Below are 14,789 nucleotides of genomic sequence, written 5' to 3' on the forward strand. Positions count from 1 at the left end.
GGGCTTACTCTATTCTCCCTCGTCTTCCTCTTCGGGGAGGAGTTCACTGCCCGAAAGGGTGTCCGAGTAGCCGAGAACGCGGATCGGTTCGTCCGACGCCTTCGCCGGAACCGAGAAGAAGAGCACATTGTCGTAGGCGGTGCGCACGCCGGTCGAGGTCTCCTCCTCCCCGACGAAGTGCTGGATCTCGGGGTTGAGGTCCTTGATGATGCCGTCCTCTTCGGTCGGCCACACCGTCTCCATATCGGTCAGCGTGACCGCCACGATCGCTCCGCTGTTGAAGGTCGCGAGCGCGAGCGGATCGCTTCCACCAGCACGCTGACCGAAGCGGATCTTCGCGGTGCCTTCCGCGGTCTCGTTGAAGTTCTCGCGCGTCGAGTCGCGCTTGTCGTTCAGTGCCTGGCGGAACGGATCCGTCTCGAGGTCGAAGACATCGGCGTAGTCGCTGTCCTCGCCGTTCTCGAGCGTGTCGGCGTAGGCGTCCGCGAGCTCATCGGGCGCGACCTGCAGGAACGACGAGTCCGGCGGCACGAGCGCCGCACCGAGCCACGAGGGGGCGAGTTCCGGGAGCGCGGTGCTCGCCGGGATCGCTGCCATGTACGAGACCTTGTAGTTCTCCCACGGGCTGCGCTGTGTCGTCATGAGGATCGTCGGCGCCGTCTCGGATTCGGCGTCGCCCACGACCATGAGGGCCGAGCGTGGCCAGCCGTCGTTCGCCTGCGGCAGCAGGACGCTGACGGGGCCGTCCGGCACGACGGGAGGCAGCTTCCAGTCGTCGACGTCCTTCGCGATGTCGTAGGCCGTCTCCCGGGCCGACAGCGCAGCGCCCGTGAGTCGCTTCGACGCCATCTCCGCGTCGGCGTTGTCGTTGGCGTCTTTCATCACCTGCGACACGTCGGCGACGATGCGTTCGGCCTGCGCTTCGGTCACGGCGGGCGTCTCGGCGTCGACAGACTCCTCCGGCTCTGCCGTCGGCGTCGGCGTCGGTTCCTCGTCGAACTCGGGCCACGCCGCTGGCGAGCACGACGCGAGCATGGCGCCCGCGACGATCACCGACGGAAGTGCGACGAACGCGCGCCTGCGGGACGCGCGGCCGCTGGGAGCCTTCTCGATCGGCTCGGTCTTCGGCAACTTCGACCCCTTGCGACGCGGACCGCGGCGACGGCGCATGTGCACGAACCCGGCGATCCAGAAGAACAGGCCGATCAGCAGAACGACGCAACCGAGGACGATGAGGGGCCCGGCCCACGGCGCGGTCTCTTCGGACGTCGTCCACGTGACGCTGATGTCCGACGGCGCCGGCGCGTTGCCGTTCGTCGAGATGAGAATGCTCATGCCTTGCGGCAGCGTGAAATCGCGCACGAGTTCGCCCTCCGCGGTGATCTCCTCGATCCACACATCGGCTGCGCGCGGGTTCCACCACACGCGCTCACCGGTGTCCTCGAACTCATTCGTCGGCTCGATGACGTCGGCCGTGACCACGGGCTCACCGGTCTCCTCGGAGGACACGCCCCCGAACGTCACGTGGTTGTATGCCGCGTCGGACAGCCACGAGGTCATGTCGCTCGTGCGGCCGTACGCGACGAAGATCTCTTCGTCACCGGCCCCGGAGATCTCGATGCCCTGCTGCCCGGGATACACCTTGAGGACGTCGGCGTCGACGACCGTGTAGGGAAGTTCCGTGTCCGGCACTTCGATCTCGCTCGTCGTGGTCTCAGCCGCTCGCAGCGAATTCAGCTGCATCACGCCGGCTCCGACGAGCGCCGCCGCCGCGAGGAAGGCGACGACCGCCCAGACAAATCGCACGAATCACTTCTCCTCGTTCGCCCCGCCTGCGACGGATGCCACAGGCGTCACCAATGTTTCAGAGTAACGACGGCGCCTGGGAGTCTAAACAAACTCACACACGCGTACGCTCGGAACTTACCCCGGCGGGCGCGCTGCGCGCGTCCCGCATGCCCGGCCCGGTACGCTCGCCACTGACGACCCGCCACGCAGCAGGAGCGCTATGAAGATCCACAACCCGTTTCGACTGGGTTTCATCGCGACGCTCGGCGTCGGGCTCGCCTATGTGCTCCTCCAGAGCATGCAGAGCCTGTCGACCGTGTTGTTGTACGTCGGAACGGCGCTGTTCATCTCACTCGGCATCGACCCCGTCGTCACCTGGCTCGAGCGACGGAAGCTGCCGCGCTGGGCGGCGGTGCTCCTCGCGATCGTCGGCGTGCTCGCGCTGTTCACGGGGATCCTGCTCATCGTCATTCCGGTGCTCATCGATCAGGTCTCCCAGCTCGTCCGGCGCATCACGTTGCAGCTCAATCGATCCGGCTGGCAGATGGACATGGAGGAATGGGCTGCCGCGACGTTCCCGAACCTCGACGTGCCGGTGCTCATCGACGCCGTGAACGATTGGCTGACGGACAACATCTTCTCCATCAGCGAGAGCCTTGTGAACGTCACGGTCGGCGTCGCGAACGGCCTCTTCGGCGCGTTCATCATCCTCATCCTGACCATTTATCTCACGGCGTCGACGCCGATGCTCAAGAGCGCGATCTACCAGCTGGTCCCCGCCTCGCGGCGCAACAACTTCGCCCACATCGCCGAGCAGATCACGAATTCCGTCGGCTATTACGTCATGGGGCAGATCACGCTCGCGGTCATCAACGGCACCCTGAGCGCCGTATTCCTGTCGATCATCGACGCGCCGTTCGCGATGGTGCTCGCTGTGATCGCCTTCCTCGGCTCGATGATCCCGCTCGTCGGCACGATCACAGGGTCGACGATCATCGTGCTCGTCTGCCTCATCCCGGGGGTCGGCGACACGACGACGGCCCTGATCGCGGCCATCTACTACCTCGTGTACATGCAGATCGAGGCCTACGTGCTCTCGCCGCGCGTCATGAGCCGCGCCGTTTCCGTCCCCGGTGGCGTCGTCGTCGTCGCCGCACTGTCTGGCGGCGCGCTGCTCGGCCTTCTCGGCGCGCTCATCGCGATCCCTGTCGCCGCGAGCGTGCTGATCATCTACCGCCAGGTGCTGATCCCCCGAATGAACGAGCGCTGATCAGTCGTCAGGCCACTCCGTGGGCAGCGGGACGCGGTCCGGCGCGACGATCTCGACGATCTCGTTCAGCACCCGCGTGGTCTGCTTCTCGCCGACCCAGAGGTGCTTGCCCTCCTCGACCGCGATGAGTCGCGCATCGGGCACGACGCCGAATCTTTCCTCGGCCTCGGCCGGCTGGAGATAGTCGTCGTGCTCGGGAATGAGCGCGATGAGCTCACGCGCATCGCCTGCCCACGCGGCCAGTTCCTCTTCGCTCGTGCGGTGCAGCGGGGGCGAGAGGAGGATCGCCCCGCGGACCGGGTGCTCGCGGCCGTACTTGAGCGCCAGCTCGGTGCCGAAGGACCAGCCGACGAACCACGGATCCGGCAGCTGACGCTCGGCGACGAACGCCATAGCCGCGGCCACGTCGGCACGCTCGTCGACACCCTCGCCGAACGCACCGTCGCTCGTGCCGCGCGGCGATGTCGTGCCGCGAGTGTTGAAGCGGAGCACCGCGAGCGAGGCCAGCGCAGGGAGTCGTGCTGCGGCCTTCCGGATGATGTGGGAATCCATGAAGCCGCCGTGCGTGGGCAGCGGGTGGAGCGTCACGAGCGTCGCGGTCGGCTCACGATCCGCGGGAAGGGCGAGCTCGCCGACGAGCGTGAGCCCATCCGAGGTCGTCAGTTCGATGTCCTCGCGTCGGGCGGGAAGGACGGTGGCGCCGCGGATCTCCATGGTCGCTCCTTTCAGATGCTCCAGCAGTGCGAATGCCAGTGGCGGCGAGCCTCGAGGTCGGCGCGGTCGCCGAGAACTCCGTCAGCGCGCCACGTCACGAGGTGTGCGAGGCCCGCCGCGATCGTACCCCCGCAACCGGGGCACGTGTAGGGCTTGTCGCTGCGGCCGGTGCCGACCGGCTGCACGTTCCATTCGGCGCCATGGCGCACTTCCGTGCGACGCCAGCCGGAGATCAGACGATCGAGGCGGTCATCAGCGACCGGAGGCTGCCGACGTGGGCGCTTACGCGAGCGTCCCATAGCCGAGCGCCGGTCACCACCAGTGGTTGGCGGTCCAGAACGCGTGGGCTCCTGCCCAGCTGCCGTACCGGCCGATCGCGTAGGAGTTCGCCCATGCGAGGTTCGCCACCGGATCGCGACTGTTCACGCCGGCCTTGTTGCACGGGTACATCTGCACGAGACCACACGCTCCAGAGGAGGGGTTCGTGGCGTTCGGGTTCCACCCGCTCTCACGAGTGACGATGTAGTCGACGTAACCCCAGTCGCTCTCGGCGATTCCGGCCGCGGACATCCACTCCGCCGGCGAACCGCCGCCCGTGTACGGCGCAGGCGGCTGGTAGGGCGCGGGAGCGCTGCCCTCGCTCGAGTCGCCGCCATCTTCGTCGGGAACGGCCGCGGGCTCCGGCTCGGGCTCGGGCGTGCGCAACTCGGCCTCGTAGGTCACGGCGCTGAGCGCGGCGATCGTGCCGCCTTCAGCCGATGCGGCGAACAGCTGCGCCTCGTCGGCCGCGACAGCGTACGTCGACGCACGCGGATCCTGGCTCGCCTCGGCAACCTGCGACGTGACGACGGGCGCGATCGATGCCGCGAGGATCCCGAGCGCCGCCACGCCGCCGGCGACGGCGCCGAACGCGCGGCGTGCACCCCAGCTGCGTGTGGCGGCGCGCGCTCCGCGCCTCTCGACCGCGGCGGCGGTGCGCTGGGTGCGGCGTGCCTCGACGACGGCGGAGCGCTCGATCGCGCGGGCATCGCGTCGGGTCATCGGGTGGGTATCGGGGTGCTCAGGAGTCACAGTGTTCGCGAGTATACCCGACTGTTACCTGAACGTGACATCACCGTGACCGATGCGCGGGTCTGTTCACCGCACCGCCAAGATCACGTGCACCGTCGCGTCGAGAAGGGCATCGACCTGCTCTTCGCGATATCCACCGCGCGCGGTGTGGAAGGCGGCAGTGCGCAACTGCTCGGTCGTGAGAGCGTCCCCCCGGGCCAGATAGCGAGCAATGCGCTCCGCGACCATGTCGACCTCGACCGTCGCGTAGCCGACGCGGAGACGGCTCACACGGTCGAACCGCTGTCCCTCCGGGCGCGTCACCCGGGCGAGGATCTCCCGCGCCTGCTCCCTCGCGCCCGCGACCCACTCGTCTGCCCCGCCCGCGCCGATGGCGGCCTCGCGCTCGCGCTGGGCAAAGGCGTCCTCCAGCCGAGCGAGGGCGGCGTCGACCTCGCGGACGGAGAATCCGCCGCGCACCAGGGGGAACGACGCCGTGCGGATGTCGCTGCTCGACACGCCGCCAGCCGCAGACTGGAACGACTCCCTGGCACCCGCCAGAAACGTGCGCACGGCCTCGGGATCGTAGCCGCGGCGCGCACGCGCCTCGCGGGTGAACGGCGTGTCGACGCTCTGCTCGGTCATCGTTCTCCTCGTCTAACCGGTCGCGATGGTGGGCAGCAGCAGCTGGTACATGGCCAGCGCCACGACGGCTGACGGGAGGATGCTGTCGAGCCGGTCGAGCACTCCTCCGTGCCCCGGCAGCCACGAACTCATGTCCTTGATCCCGAGATCGCGCTTGATCATCGATTCGCCGAGGTCGCCCATTGTCGCGGAGGCGACGAGCGCCGCGCCGAAGAGCGCACCGCCCCACCACGGGATGTCGAGCAGGAACGCCCCGGCGAGAGCTCCGGTGACGATCGAGATGATCGCGGCCCCGGCGAAGCCCTCCCAGGTCTTGCCCGGACTGATGCGCGGCGCCATCTTGTGGGATCCGAACGCCAATCCCGACGCGTACGCGCCCGTGTCGGCGACGACCACCACGAGGATGAAGGACAGCACCCACCATTCGCCGTTGTCCTGCCGGAGCAGGACGAGCGCCGAGCTCGCGAGCAACGGCACATACAGCTGCACGAAGCAACCGACCACGATGTCCGCGAAGATCGATGCGTACACGCGACCGTCGAGCGCCGTCATCTGCGCGACGACCCGCCAGACGATGATGATCGCGAGCGTCGAGAAGACGGCGGCCCAGTGCACGGCAGACGGAAACCAATACGCCGCGGAGATGATGATCGCCGCGCCGACCAGCTGCGGGACGATGTCGATCCGACGCCCTCGCGCCTGGAGCGCGCGTGCGAGCTCGAACACGCCAAGTGCGGCGATGGCGATGGCGAGAATCGCGAACGCCCACTTCACGAAGAGCAGCGACGCGACGACGGCCGCACCTGCGAGCACCCCCACGCCGATCGCGGCGAAGAGATCACGACCAGTGCGCTTCTTGATGCGCTCGTTGGTCGCATCGAGCTGGTCACGTGCACGGTCGACCCGGTGTTCGAGATCATCTCGCGCGCCCGTGAGCCGGTGCCGGAACGAAGCGGACGATTCGCCCGGGGACGCGTCATCGGCGGTCGGGGGGACCCGCCGCTGATCGTCGTCTCGAGCGTCAGGCATCATCAGACCTCGAGGAGCTCCGCTTCCTTGATCCCGAGGGCGTCATCGATCATGTCGACGTGCTTCTTCGTGAGGGCGTCGAGGTCCTTCTCTCCGCGCGCCACCTCGTCTTCGCCGATGTCATCCTTCAGCGAGGTGAGATCGTCCTTCGTCTGGCGACGGACACCGCGCACGCGCACGCGCGCGTCTTCGGCCTTGGCGCGCACGAGCTTCACATACTCCTTGCGGCGCTCCTCTGTCAGCTCCGGCATCGTCACGCGCACGACGGCGCCATCATTCGTCGGGTTGACGCCGAGGTTCGGCATGTCGCGGATCGCCGCCTCGATCGCGGTGAGGGCGGACTTGTCGTAGGGCGTCACGAGGAGCGTGCGCGCCTCGGGGTTCGCCAGCGACGCGAGCTGCTGCAGCGGGGTCGGCGAACCGTAGTAGTCGACCATCAGCTTCTGGAACATCTGCGGGTTGGCACGACCCGTGCGGACAGTCGCGAAGTCCTCCTTGCCGGACTCGACGGCTCTCTCCATACGGTTCGCGGCTTCCGCCAGAACGTCGGCGATCACGGGGGCTCCATTCATTCGTGGTTGCTGAGAATTCTACCGGCGAGCGTCAGCTCACACCGTGACGCTCGTGCCGATGTCGTCGCCGCGGATCGCCCGCGTGATGTTCTCGGCCGGCTCCATGCCGAACACCCGCATGTTCATCCCGTTGTCCATGCACAGGCTCAGCGCGGTGGAGTCGACGACCTTCAGTCCGCCGACGAGCGCGTCGGCGTAGGTCACGTGATCCAGCTTCGTGGCAGTCTCGTCGACGCGCGGGTCGGAGGTGTACACGCCGTCGACACCGTTCTTCGCGACGAGCACCTCGTCGGCGCGGACCTCGAGCGCGCGCTGTGCCGCGACCGTGTCGGTCGAGAAGTACGGCAGCCCGGCACCGGCGCCGAAGATCACGACGCGGCCCTTCTCCAGATGACGCTGCGCACGACGGGGAATGTAGGGCTCCGCGACCTGGCGCATCTCGATCGCGGACTGCACACGCGTCTCGGTTCCCGCCTGCTCGAGGAAGTCCTGCAGCGCGAGCGCGTTCATCACGGTGCCGAGCATGCCCATGTAGTCGGCGCGGGAACGCTCCATGCCGTTCTTCGAGAGCTCAGCGCCGCGGAAGAAGTTCCCACCGCCGACGACGATGGCGACTTCGGCCTCGCGCGCCGCCGCGGCGATCGCCTGCGCGATCGTGCTCACGACATCGGGGGCGACGCCCAACTGACCACCTCCGAACGCCTCTCCGGAGAGCTTGAGGAGGACACGGCGGGTGGTGGCGTTGGCGTCACGGGTCACGTTGACTCCCTCTCGGATCGGCCGCGTGGGCATTGTGTCCACGCTAGCGCAGAAGACCGTGCTGAACCCTGCATGCACGCCAAGAGAAACAGGGTCCGATCCGCTCTGAGCGGATCGGACCCTGTGACGGCGTCGCGGCGTGTTACGCGCCGACCTTGTAGCGCGCGAAGCCGGTGATCGTGATACCGGCCGCGTCGGCGACCTGCTGGATCGACAGCTTGTTGTCCTTCGCGTAAGCCTGGTCGAAGAGCACGACCTGCTTGAAGAACGCGTTCACGCGACCCTCGATGATCTTGGGCAGCGCAGCCTCCGGCTTGCCCTCGTTCCGAGAGATCTCCGTGACGATGTCGCGCTCCTTGTCGACCACGTCGGCCGGGACCTCGTCGCGCGTGAGGTACTCCGGAGCCGCGAACGAGATGTGCTGCGCGATCGAGCGAGCCGTCTCGGCGTCGTCCCCGGAGAACGCGACGACAACGCCCACCTGAGCCGGCAGGTCCTTGTTCGTCTTGTGGAGGTAGACCTGGAACGCGTCGCCCGAGAGCGTCGTCACACCACGCAGTTCGACCTTCTCGCCGATGACGGCCGCCTCGTCGGCGATCGTCTGCTCGACGGTCTTCCCGCCGGCGTCCGCCTGGAGCGCCGAGGCGACGTCGGTCGCGCTGGCCGCGGCGACCGCGTTGAGGACCGTGTCGGCGAGGGCGCCGAACTTCTCGTTCTTGGCGACGAAGTCCGTCTCGCAGGCGAGCTCGATGATGGTCGCCTTGCCGTCCGACTCGGTCGCGGCGACGAGACCTTCCGTCGCGGCGCGATCGGCGCGCTTGGCGTTCCCCTTCGCACCCTTCAGGCGGAGGATCTCAACGGCCTTCTCCAGGTCGCCGTCCGCCTCCTCAAGGGCCTTCTTGGTGTCGACCATGCCGGTGCCGAGCTGCTCACGCAGCGTCTTGATGTCGGCGATGCTGACGTTTGCCATGTGTGGCTTTCCCTTGCTGTCGGTGGTGATTACTCGGCTGCGGGCGCCTCGGCGGGCTTCTCGTCCGCGGGCGCCTGCTCGGCGGGCTTCTCCTCGGCGGGCTTCTCCTCGGCGGGCTTCTCGTCCGCAGGCGCCTTTTCGGCAGCCGGCTCGGCCGGAGCCTCAGCGGGCGTCTCGGTTCCGCCCGAGGCGAGCAGCTCCTGCTCCCACTCAGCCAGCGGCTCCTCGACGTTGCCGTCGCCCGGCTGGTGCTTCTGCTGCAGCCCCTCGGCCGCGGCGTCAGCGATGATGCGCGTCAGCAGCGAGACCGAACGGATCGCGTCGTCGTTGCCCGGGATCGGGTACGCCAGGTCATCGGGGTCGACGTTCGTGTCGAGGATGCCGATGACCGGGATGCCCAGCTTCCGTGCCTCGTCGATCGCGAGGTGCTCGCGCTTGGCGTCGACGACCCAGAGGGCCGACGGCGTCTTGGTCAGGTTCCGGATGCCGCCGAGCGACTTGTGGAGCTTGTCGAGCTCGCGCTTCTTGAGCAGGAGCTCCTTCTTGGTGAAGCCCGATGCAGCGGGGTCGTCGTAGTCGAGCTCCTCGAGCTCCTTCATCCGCGCGAGGCGCTTCGACACCGTCTGGAAGTTCGTGAGCAGACCACCGAGCCAACGCTCGTTGACGTAGGGCTGGCCGACACGCAGAGCCTGCTCGGCGAGCACCTCCTGCGCCTGCTTCTTCGTGCCGACGAAGAGCACCGTGCCGCCGTGGGCGACGGTCTCCTTGACGAAGTCGTAGGCGCTGTCGATGTAGGCCAGCGACTGCTGCAGGTCGATGATGTGGATTCCACTGCGCTCCGTGAGGATGAAGCGCTTGACCTTCGGGTTCCACCGGCGGGTCTGGTGTCCAAAGTGAACGCCGCTGTCGAGCAGCTGGCGAATCGTCACAACGGCCATTGCCGTCTCCTTGCGTCAGGGCGCGCACGAGCGCGCCGATTTCGGTTACTGAGCCGGCACGGGCCGGCGATCCTGGTGCCCGACGTCCTCCCGCCCTCCGCGAGGAGGGACCGGTGGGAGGTGGCGTCACGGCCGAAGCCGCGAGGGCACGCGAAGTCATCCCGATACACGAGATGCGACCTCAAGTATACAGCACGCCGGCGGGCGAGATCACCGTCGTCGCGCCGGGTCGGCACGTCCCCACGTGCGGAAATCCGCGGATCCGTCCACATTCGCTCTCACCCGCGGCGCACGCGCGCACCGGATGCGTCACGGTGACGAGATGGCTCTCGTACTCCGACCCGAAAATCACGTCGTCGAGCGTCGACGGCGCGGGCGCCGTGGACGCGCAACGATCGCACTTGTCCTCGTGTGGGTTGCCCTCGACGCCGCCGCGCCCGCCGCGGCGAATATCTCCGACCCGCCTCCTACGGCGCCGCTCGCGTCCGACGAGGCGATGCATCCGAGTGCACCCTGGGCGTGGCCGGGCGGCCGTGCGGAAATTGTGCGCCCGTTCGACGCCCCGGCTCACGACTACGGAGCCGGCCACCGGGGCCTCGACGTGGCGGTCTCGGGCCAGGAGATCGTGGCACCGGCAGATGGCGTCGTCGCGTTCCGCGGTACCGTCGTCGATCGTCCCCTCATCACAATCGATCACGGTGCCGGCCTGGTCTCGACGCTGGAGCCGGTCGCAAGCGAGCTCTCCCCCGGCGCGCGGGTGACGCGTGGCACCGCCGTCGGAACGCTCGCCTCGGGCGGCCATACGCCCGCAGGCGCGGTGCATCTGGGGGCGCGCATCAACGGCGCGTACGTGAATCCGCTCGCGCTCCTCGGCGCGGCGACGCGCCCCATCCTCCTGCCGTGCTGCGACGGCCCGCCCTGAGTCGCGCGGGTGTGCGAGGCGGTATGCGGCCGCTAGGCGCGTGGGTGCGCGAGCCGGTACGCGGCGGAGAGTCGCTCCGATGATACGTGCGTGTACACCTGCGTCGTTCCGAGGCTCGCGTGCCCGAGCAGCTCCTGCACGGCACGCAGGTCCGCGCCGCCGTCGAGCAGGTGCGTCGCCGCGGAGTGACGCAGCGCGTGCGGGCCGACCGCGGCGGATCCGACGACCGGACCGAGCGTGCGGGCGACGAGGTCATAGACGGTTCGCGGCCCTAACCGGCCACCCCGGACGCCCAGGAAGACGGCAGCCGTCGCGCCGTCCCGGCGCGCGGCCAGAACCGGGCGCGCACGCGTCAGGTAGGCATCCAGCGCTCGACGTGCGGGGCCCCCGAACGGCACCACCCGCTCCTTGTCACCCTTGCCGGTCACCCGCACGGTCGCCCGTCCGAGATCGAGATCGTCGACATCTGCGCCGCACAGCTCGGCCACGCGGATCCCGGTGCCGTACAGCAGCTCGAGCACGCCGTGGTCACGCAGCGCGACGGGGTCGCCCTCGGCGGCGCGTTCACCGACGCGCGCGAGCATCTGTTCGAGTCCGTCGGCGGTGGCGACGCGCGGCAGCGTGCGTCCGCGCTTCGGAGTCACAAGGCGCAGGCTCGGATCCGTGCGCACGGCGCTCGCCTCGAGCGCCCACGCGAATAGCCCGCGCGCAGACGAGGTTCGACGCGCCAGGGTCGAACGCGCGTCACCGCGCTTCGCCGCGCGCCACAGCCACTCGCGCAGATGCTCGAGGTCGACCTCAGCGATCTCGACGTCTCCGACCGTCGACGCAAGGTCCGCCAGGTCGGCGCGATAGGCGCGGACGGTGGCCGGTGACAGGCGGCGCACGTCGGCGAGGTGAGCCGTGAACGCGTCGACCGCCTGGGTGAGGAGCATGAGTCCAGTCTGGCCCCCACTGCGCCCCGACGCGCGGCACCACGCGCGGAGGGCTCGGGCGCCGACGTCACGTCGCGGAGACCCAGCCGTCCTCGCGGGCCTCGGCAGACCCGGCGAGTGCCATGAGCCCGAGCGCCGCCACCACGTCTGCCGGTGCGAGCCCGCTGCGACGAGCCAGCTCGTCGACCGTACGAGCCCGCCGTCTGCTGAGCGCATCGGCGAGGCGGATCGTCTCCGGGGCCTCGTAGGCGAGCGGCTGTGGGTCCGGTCCTGCGCCGAGCAGCTCTCTGACGTCCCCCGCACTCGTGATGCAGATCGCGTCGTACTCCCGCAGCAGGCGATGGCAGCCCGCCGAGGTCGAGCTCGTCACCGGGCCGGGGACCGCCCCGAGCGGGCGCCCGAGTGCCGCCGCGTGTCCGGCGGTGTTGATACTGCCGCTGCGCCCGCCGGCCTCGACCACCACTGTCGCTGCAGAGACGGCCGCGATCAGCCTGTTGCGCGACAGGAAGCGCCACCTCGTCGGTGTGGTGCCCGGGGGACACTCCGCGACGACGGCACCGCGCTCGGTGATCTGCTGCAGCAGGTGCGCGTGCCCCGCCGGGTACACACGGTCCGCGCCGCCCGCGACGAACGCCACCGTGCGACCTCCAACGCGCATCGCCCCGCGGTGAGCGGCGCCGTCAATGCCATACGCCGCGCCGGAGACGATGACGACGTCGTCGTCGGCGAGAGCGCTCGCGAGGTCGGTCGCGACGTGCTCGCCGTAACCAGTAGCGGCGCGTGCTCCCACAAGACCTGCCGAGAGGCCGTGCGCCAACGCCTCGGCCTCGCCGCGCACCCAGAGGCACACGGGCGCATGCGGGCCGAGGTCGTCGAGGCCGACCGGCCACTCGGCGTCGCCAGGGAGGAGCAGCCGGATCTGCCGACGCCGCGCCGCCGCGATTGCGTCCCGCACGAGACCGGCGTCCCATCGCGAGGCCCACCGGTCGAGGGCGTTGCCGATGTCCGCACCGCGGGGTGCCGTCGTCACCCTGTCGAGCGCCGCGCGGGGCCCGAAGCGCGCAATCGCCTCGCCGGCGACGCCGTCGCCCGGTTCGATGAGAACCGACCACGCGACACGCGCGACCGCGTCCTCATCGCCCGTCCCGATCCAGGCGGCCGCTTCCCGGCGCACGTCGTGGGAGATCAGGTCGCCGACCTCAAGCCGCCGCGTCACGCGATCACCCCCTTCTTCAAGAAGAGCGCCCGTCCGACGTCGCTCGCCACCGGTTCGTTGCGCCCTTCGAGATCGGCGACCGTCCATGCCACTCGGGCGACGCGATCGTGCGAACGCAACGTCAGCAAGCCGCGTTCCAGCGCGGATTCGAGCGTGCGACGCGCCTCGCCCCGCAGCGGGCGGGGGCCCTTTCGCAGCCACGTGCCCGACACCTGACCGTTCGTGACCCACGGCGTTTCGGCCAGGCGCTCGGCCGCGCGTTGGCGGGCCGTCGTCACCCGACGCCTCGCCTCCGCGCTCGTCACGCCGCCCGGCGCATCGTCAGCCCGCGACACGCGCCGCAATCGCAGGTCGATGTCGATCCGGTCGAGCAGTGGCCCGGAGAGCTTCGCTGCGTAGCGTCGCACCTCGGCGGGCGAACAGGTGCAGACCCCGCCCGCAACGCCGAACTCGCCGCACGGACACGGGTTCATCGCGAGCACGAGTTGAAATCGCGCGGGAAAGCTGGCGGTGAAGCCCGCCCGATGGATCGCGATCATTCCGTTCTCGAGCGGCTGACGCAAGGCGTCGAGCACAGAGCGTGGCGCCTCGGCGACCTCGTCGATGAACAGCACGCCTCGCGAGGCCCGTGCGATCGCCCCGGGACTCGCCCGACGGGATCCGCCTCCCACGAGCGCCGCGAGGGTGGCGGAGTGGTGCGGCGCTTCGAAAGGGGGCTGTCGCGTCAACGCCGCGATGCGCTCCCCCGTCAGCGACCGGACGGAGGCGACCTCGAGTGCCTCCTCGTCGGTCAGCGCCGGAAGGATCCCGGGCAGTCGCCGCGCGAGCATCGTCTTGCCCGCGCCCGGAGGCCCCGACATCAGCAGATGGTGACCGCCCGCCGCGGCCACGAGCAGCGCATCGACCGCCTCCGGCTGCCCGACGACGTCGGCGAGATCGACGTCCGGCTCCGGCGCCGTGACGTCCGACTCGGTACTGGTGGCCGGCGCCTCGGGGCCTTTGAGAACAGGGTCGTCGATCTCGGCCCCGTGCAGCCGTGCCGCCTCGGCCAGTGTGCGCACGCTGATGATCTCGGCGTCGGAGACGAGCTCGGCCTCCGCGCGGTTCCTCTCGGGCACGACGACGCGCGGCCGACCGGCGGCGACCGCCGCGAGGACGACCGGGAGCACGCCGGGCACTGCGCGAACGCGGCCATCGAGCCCGAGCTCGCCGATGTGCACCGTGCCAGCGAGCGACGCGGGATCGAGCCGACCGTCGGTCGCCAGCGCCGCGAGTGCCACCGACAGATCGAACCCGGATCCCTGCTTGGGCAAACTGGCTGGCGACAGATTGACCGTGAGGCGCCGGTCCGGCAGCGCGAGCCCGCTGTTCTCGCACGCGTTCGTGACGCGCCGGACGGCTTCGCCGAGCGCCTTGTCGGGCATCCCGATGAGACGAAAATCGGGCCGATGCTGCGTGATGTCGGCCTCGACCTCGATGAGCGTGCCGCGCAGGCCCGTGAGCGCGACCGCCCACGTCCGCACCACGATCACGAGATCCCCTGCAGGTGCTCCACCGCCGCAGAGACGGGATCCGATCCGGTGATCGCGATCGCGTCGACGCGCAGCCGGCGCCCGCGAGCGACGTCCGGATGCACCCGGGCCCACATGTGCGCCAGGCGCCACAGACGCGCGGTCTTCCGCGCGTCGAGCGCTTCGAACGGGTGACCGTAACGCCGGTTCGTGCGGGTCTTGACTTCGACGATGACGACGACGTCGCGCCGGACGGCGACGAGATCGATCTCGCCCGACGCGCACCGCCAGTTGCGGTCGACGACGATGTAGCCGTCGGAGATGAGCAGTTCGGCCGCGCGATCCTCTCCCGCGCGTCCCAGGGTCAGGTTGTGAGGCATGACCTCACGGTGCCGCGATTCGGCGACGAGCGGATCAGCGCTCCCGCGTCATTCCGGGGGCGCTGCGGACGGGTCGTAAATCCGACGGGC

16 protein-coding genes are annotated in these 14,789 nt (G+C 69.4%); 2 read left to right on the plus strand and 14 right to left on the minus strand.

Annotated elements, in window-relative coordinates:
• Positions 1-9: 9 nt before the first annotated feature.
• Entirely contained in the window at positions 10-1,806 is a 1,797-nt protein-coding gene (locus IEW87_RS10895) for a DUF8094 domain-containing protein (protein ID WP_188712235.1), read from the minus strand.
• Positions 1,807-2,008: 202 nt separating this feature from the next.
• Between IEW87_RS10895 and IEW87_RS10900 the strand changes: the two genes are divergently transcribed.
• The gene (locus IEW87_RS10900) at positions 2,009-3,058 is read left to right on the plus strand and encodes an AI-2E family transporter (RefSeq protein ID WP_188712236.1); all 1,050 of its coding nucleotides are present in this window, start codon (positions 2,009-2,011) and stop codon (positions 3,056-3,058) included.
• Here the strand turns inward: IEW87_RS10900 and IEW87_RS10905 are convergent, their stop codons facing one another.
• The 9 genes from IEW87_RS10905 to rpsB all read right to left on the minus strand — a co-directional run bounded on the left by IEW87_RS10905 (position 3,059) and on the right by rpsB (position 9,735).
• Positions 3,059-3,772, minus strand: coding sequence for an alpha/beta hydrolase (locus tag IEW87_RS10905; protein ID WP_188712237.1), 714 nt, complete (start codon positions 3,770-3,772; stop codon positions 3,059-3,061).
• Positions 3,773-3,783: 11 nt separating this feature from the next.
• Positions 3,784-4,071 (minus strand): Rv1322 family protein, encoded by a 288-nt coding sequence (locus tag IEW87_RS10910; protein ID WP_188712238.1) that lies wholly within the window; start codon positions 4,069-4,071, stop codon positions 3,784-3,786.
• Positions 4,072-4,084: 13 nt separating this feature from the next.
• Positions 4,085-4,843: an aggregation-promoting factor C-terminal-like domain-containing protein gene (locus IEW87_RS10915; protein WP_229731101.1), complete on the minus strand. Its 759-nt coding sequence runs from the start codon at positions 4,841-4,843 to the stop codon at positions 4,085-4,087.
• A 66-nt stretch (positions 4,844-4,909) separates the two neighbouring features.
• Positions 4,910-5,467 carry a DivIVA domain-containing protein gene (locus IEW87_RS10920; RefSeq protein WP_188712239.1) on the minus strand — a complete coding sequence of 186 codons (558 nt, stop codon included), beginning with the start codon at positions 5,465-5,467 and terminating at the stop codon, positions 4,910-4,912.
• Between the two features lie 12 nt (positions 5,468-5,479).
• On the minus strand, positions 5,480-6,496 hold the full coding sequence (locus IEW87_RS10925) for a phosphatidate cytidylyltransferase (RefSeq protein ID WP_229731102.1): 1,017 nt from the start codon (positions 6,494-6,496) through the stop codon (positions 5,480-5,482).
• A 2-nt stretch (positions 6,497-6,498) separates the two neighbouring features.
• A complete protein-coding gene (frr, locus tag IEW87_RS10930; RefSeq protein ID WP_188712760.1) occupies positions 6,499-7,053 on the minus strand; it encodes a ribosome recycling factor in 555 nt (184 codons plus the stop codon).
• A 51-nt stretch (positions 7,054-7,104) separates the two neighbouring features.
• Positions 7,105-7,860: a UMP kinase gene (gene pyrH, locus IEW87_RS10935; RefSeq protein ID WP_188712241.1), complete on the minus strand. Its 756-nt coding sequence runs from the start codon at positions 7,858-7,860 to the stop codon at positions 7,105-7,107.
• A 109-nt stretch (positions 7,861-7,969) separates the two neighbouring features.
• Entirely contained in the window at positions 7,970-8,797 is an 828-nt protein-coding gene (gene tsf, locus IEW87_RS10940) for a translation elongation factor Ts (protein WP_188712242.1), read from the minus strand.
• 29 nt (positions 8,798-8,826) lie between these two features.
• Positions 8,827-9,735, minus strand: a complete 909-nt coding sequence (rpsB, locus tag IEW87_RS10945; protein WP_188712243.1) for a 30S ribosomal protein S2 — start codon at positions 9,733-9,735, stop codon at positions 8,827-8,829.
• 322 nt (positions 9,736-10,057) lie between these two features.
• Between rpsB and IEW87_RS10950 the strand changes: the two genes are divergently transcribed.
• Entirely contained in the window at positions 10,058-10,657 is a 600-nt protein-coding gene (locus IEW87_RS10950) for a murein hydrolase activator EnvC family protein (RefSeq protein WP_188712244.1), read from the plus strand.
• 32 nt (positions 10,658-10,689) lie between these two features.
• Here IEW87_RS10950 and IEW87_RS10955 read toward each other — a convergent pair whose 3' ends face one another.
• The 4 genes from IEW87_RS10955 to IEW87_RS10970 form a co-directional block, all read right to left on the minus strand.
• Complete coding sequence (locus IEW87_RS10955; protein WP_188712245.1) at positions 10,690-11,592, minus strand: tyrosine recombinase XerC; 903 nt, start codon at positions 11,590-11,592, stop codon at positions 10,690-10,692.
• A 67-nt stretch (positions 11,593-11,659) separates the two neighbouring features.
• The gene (gene dprA, locus IEW87_RS10960) at positions 11,660-12,808 is read right to left on the minus strand and encodes a DNA-processing protein DprA (RefSeq protein WP_229731104.1); all 1,149 of its coding nucleotides are present in this window, start codon (positions 12,806-12,808) and stop codon (positions 11,660-11,662) included.
• Positions 12,805-14,340, minus strand: coding sequence for a YifB family Mg chelatase-like AAA ATPase (locus IEW87_RS10965; RefSeq protein WP_188712247.1), 1,536 nt, complete (start codon positions 14,338-14,340; stop codon positions 12,805-12,807). Before IEW87_RS10965 ends, dprA begins: the two co-directional genes overlap by 4 nt.
• The gene (locus IEW87_RS10970) at positions 14,337-14,699 is read right to left on the minus strand and encodes a YraN family protein (protein ID WP_188712248.1); all 363 of its coding nucleotides are present in this window, start codon (positions 14,697-14,699) and stop codon (positions 14,337-14,339) included. The genes IEW87_RS10965 and IEW87_RS10970 overlap by 4 nt, the downstream gene beginning before the upstream one ends.
• Positions 14,700-14,789 lie beyond the last annotated feature (90 nt).

This window comes from Microbacterium faecale (assembly GCF_014640975.1).
GTDB classification, from domain to species: domain Bacteria; phylum Actinomycetota; class Actinomycetes; order Actinomycetales; family Microbacteriaceae; genus Microbacterium; species Microbacterium faecale.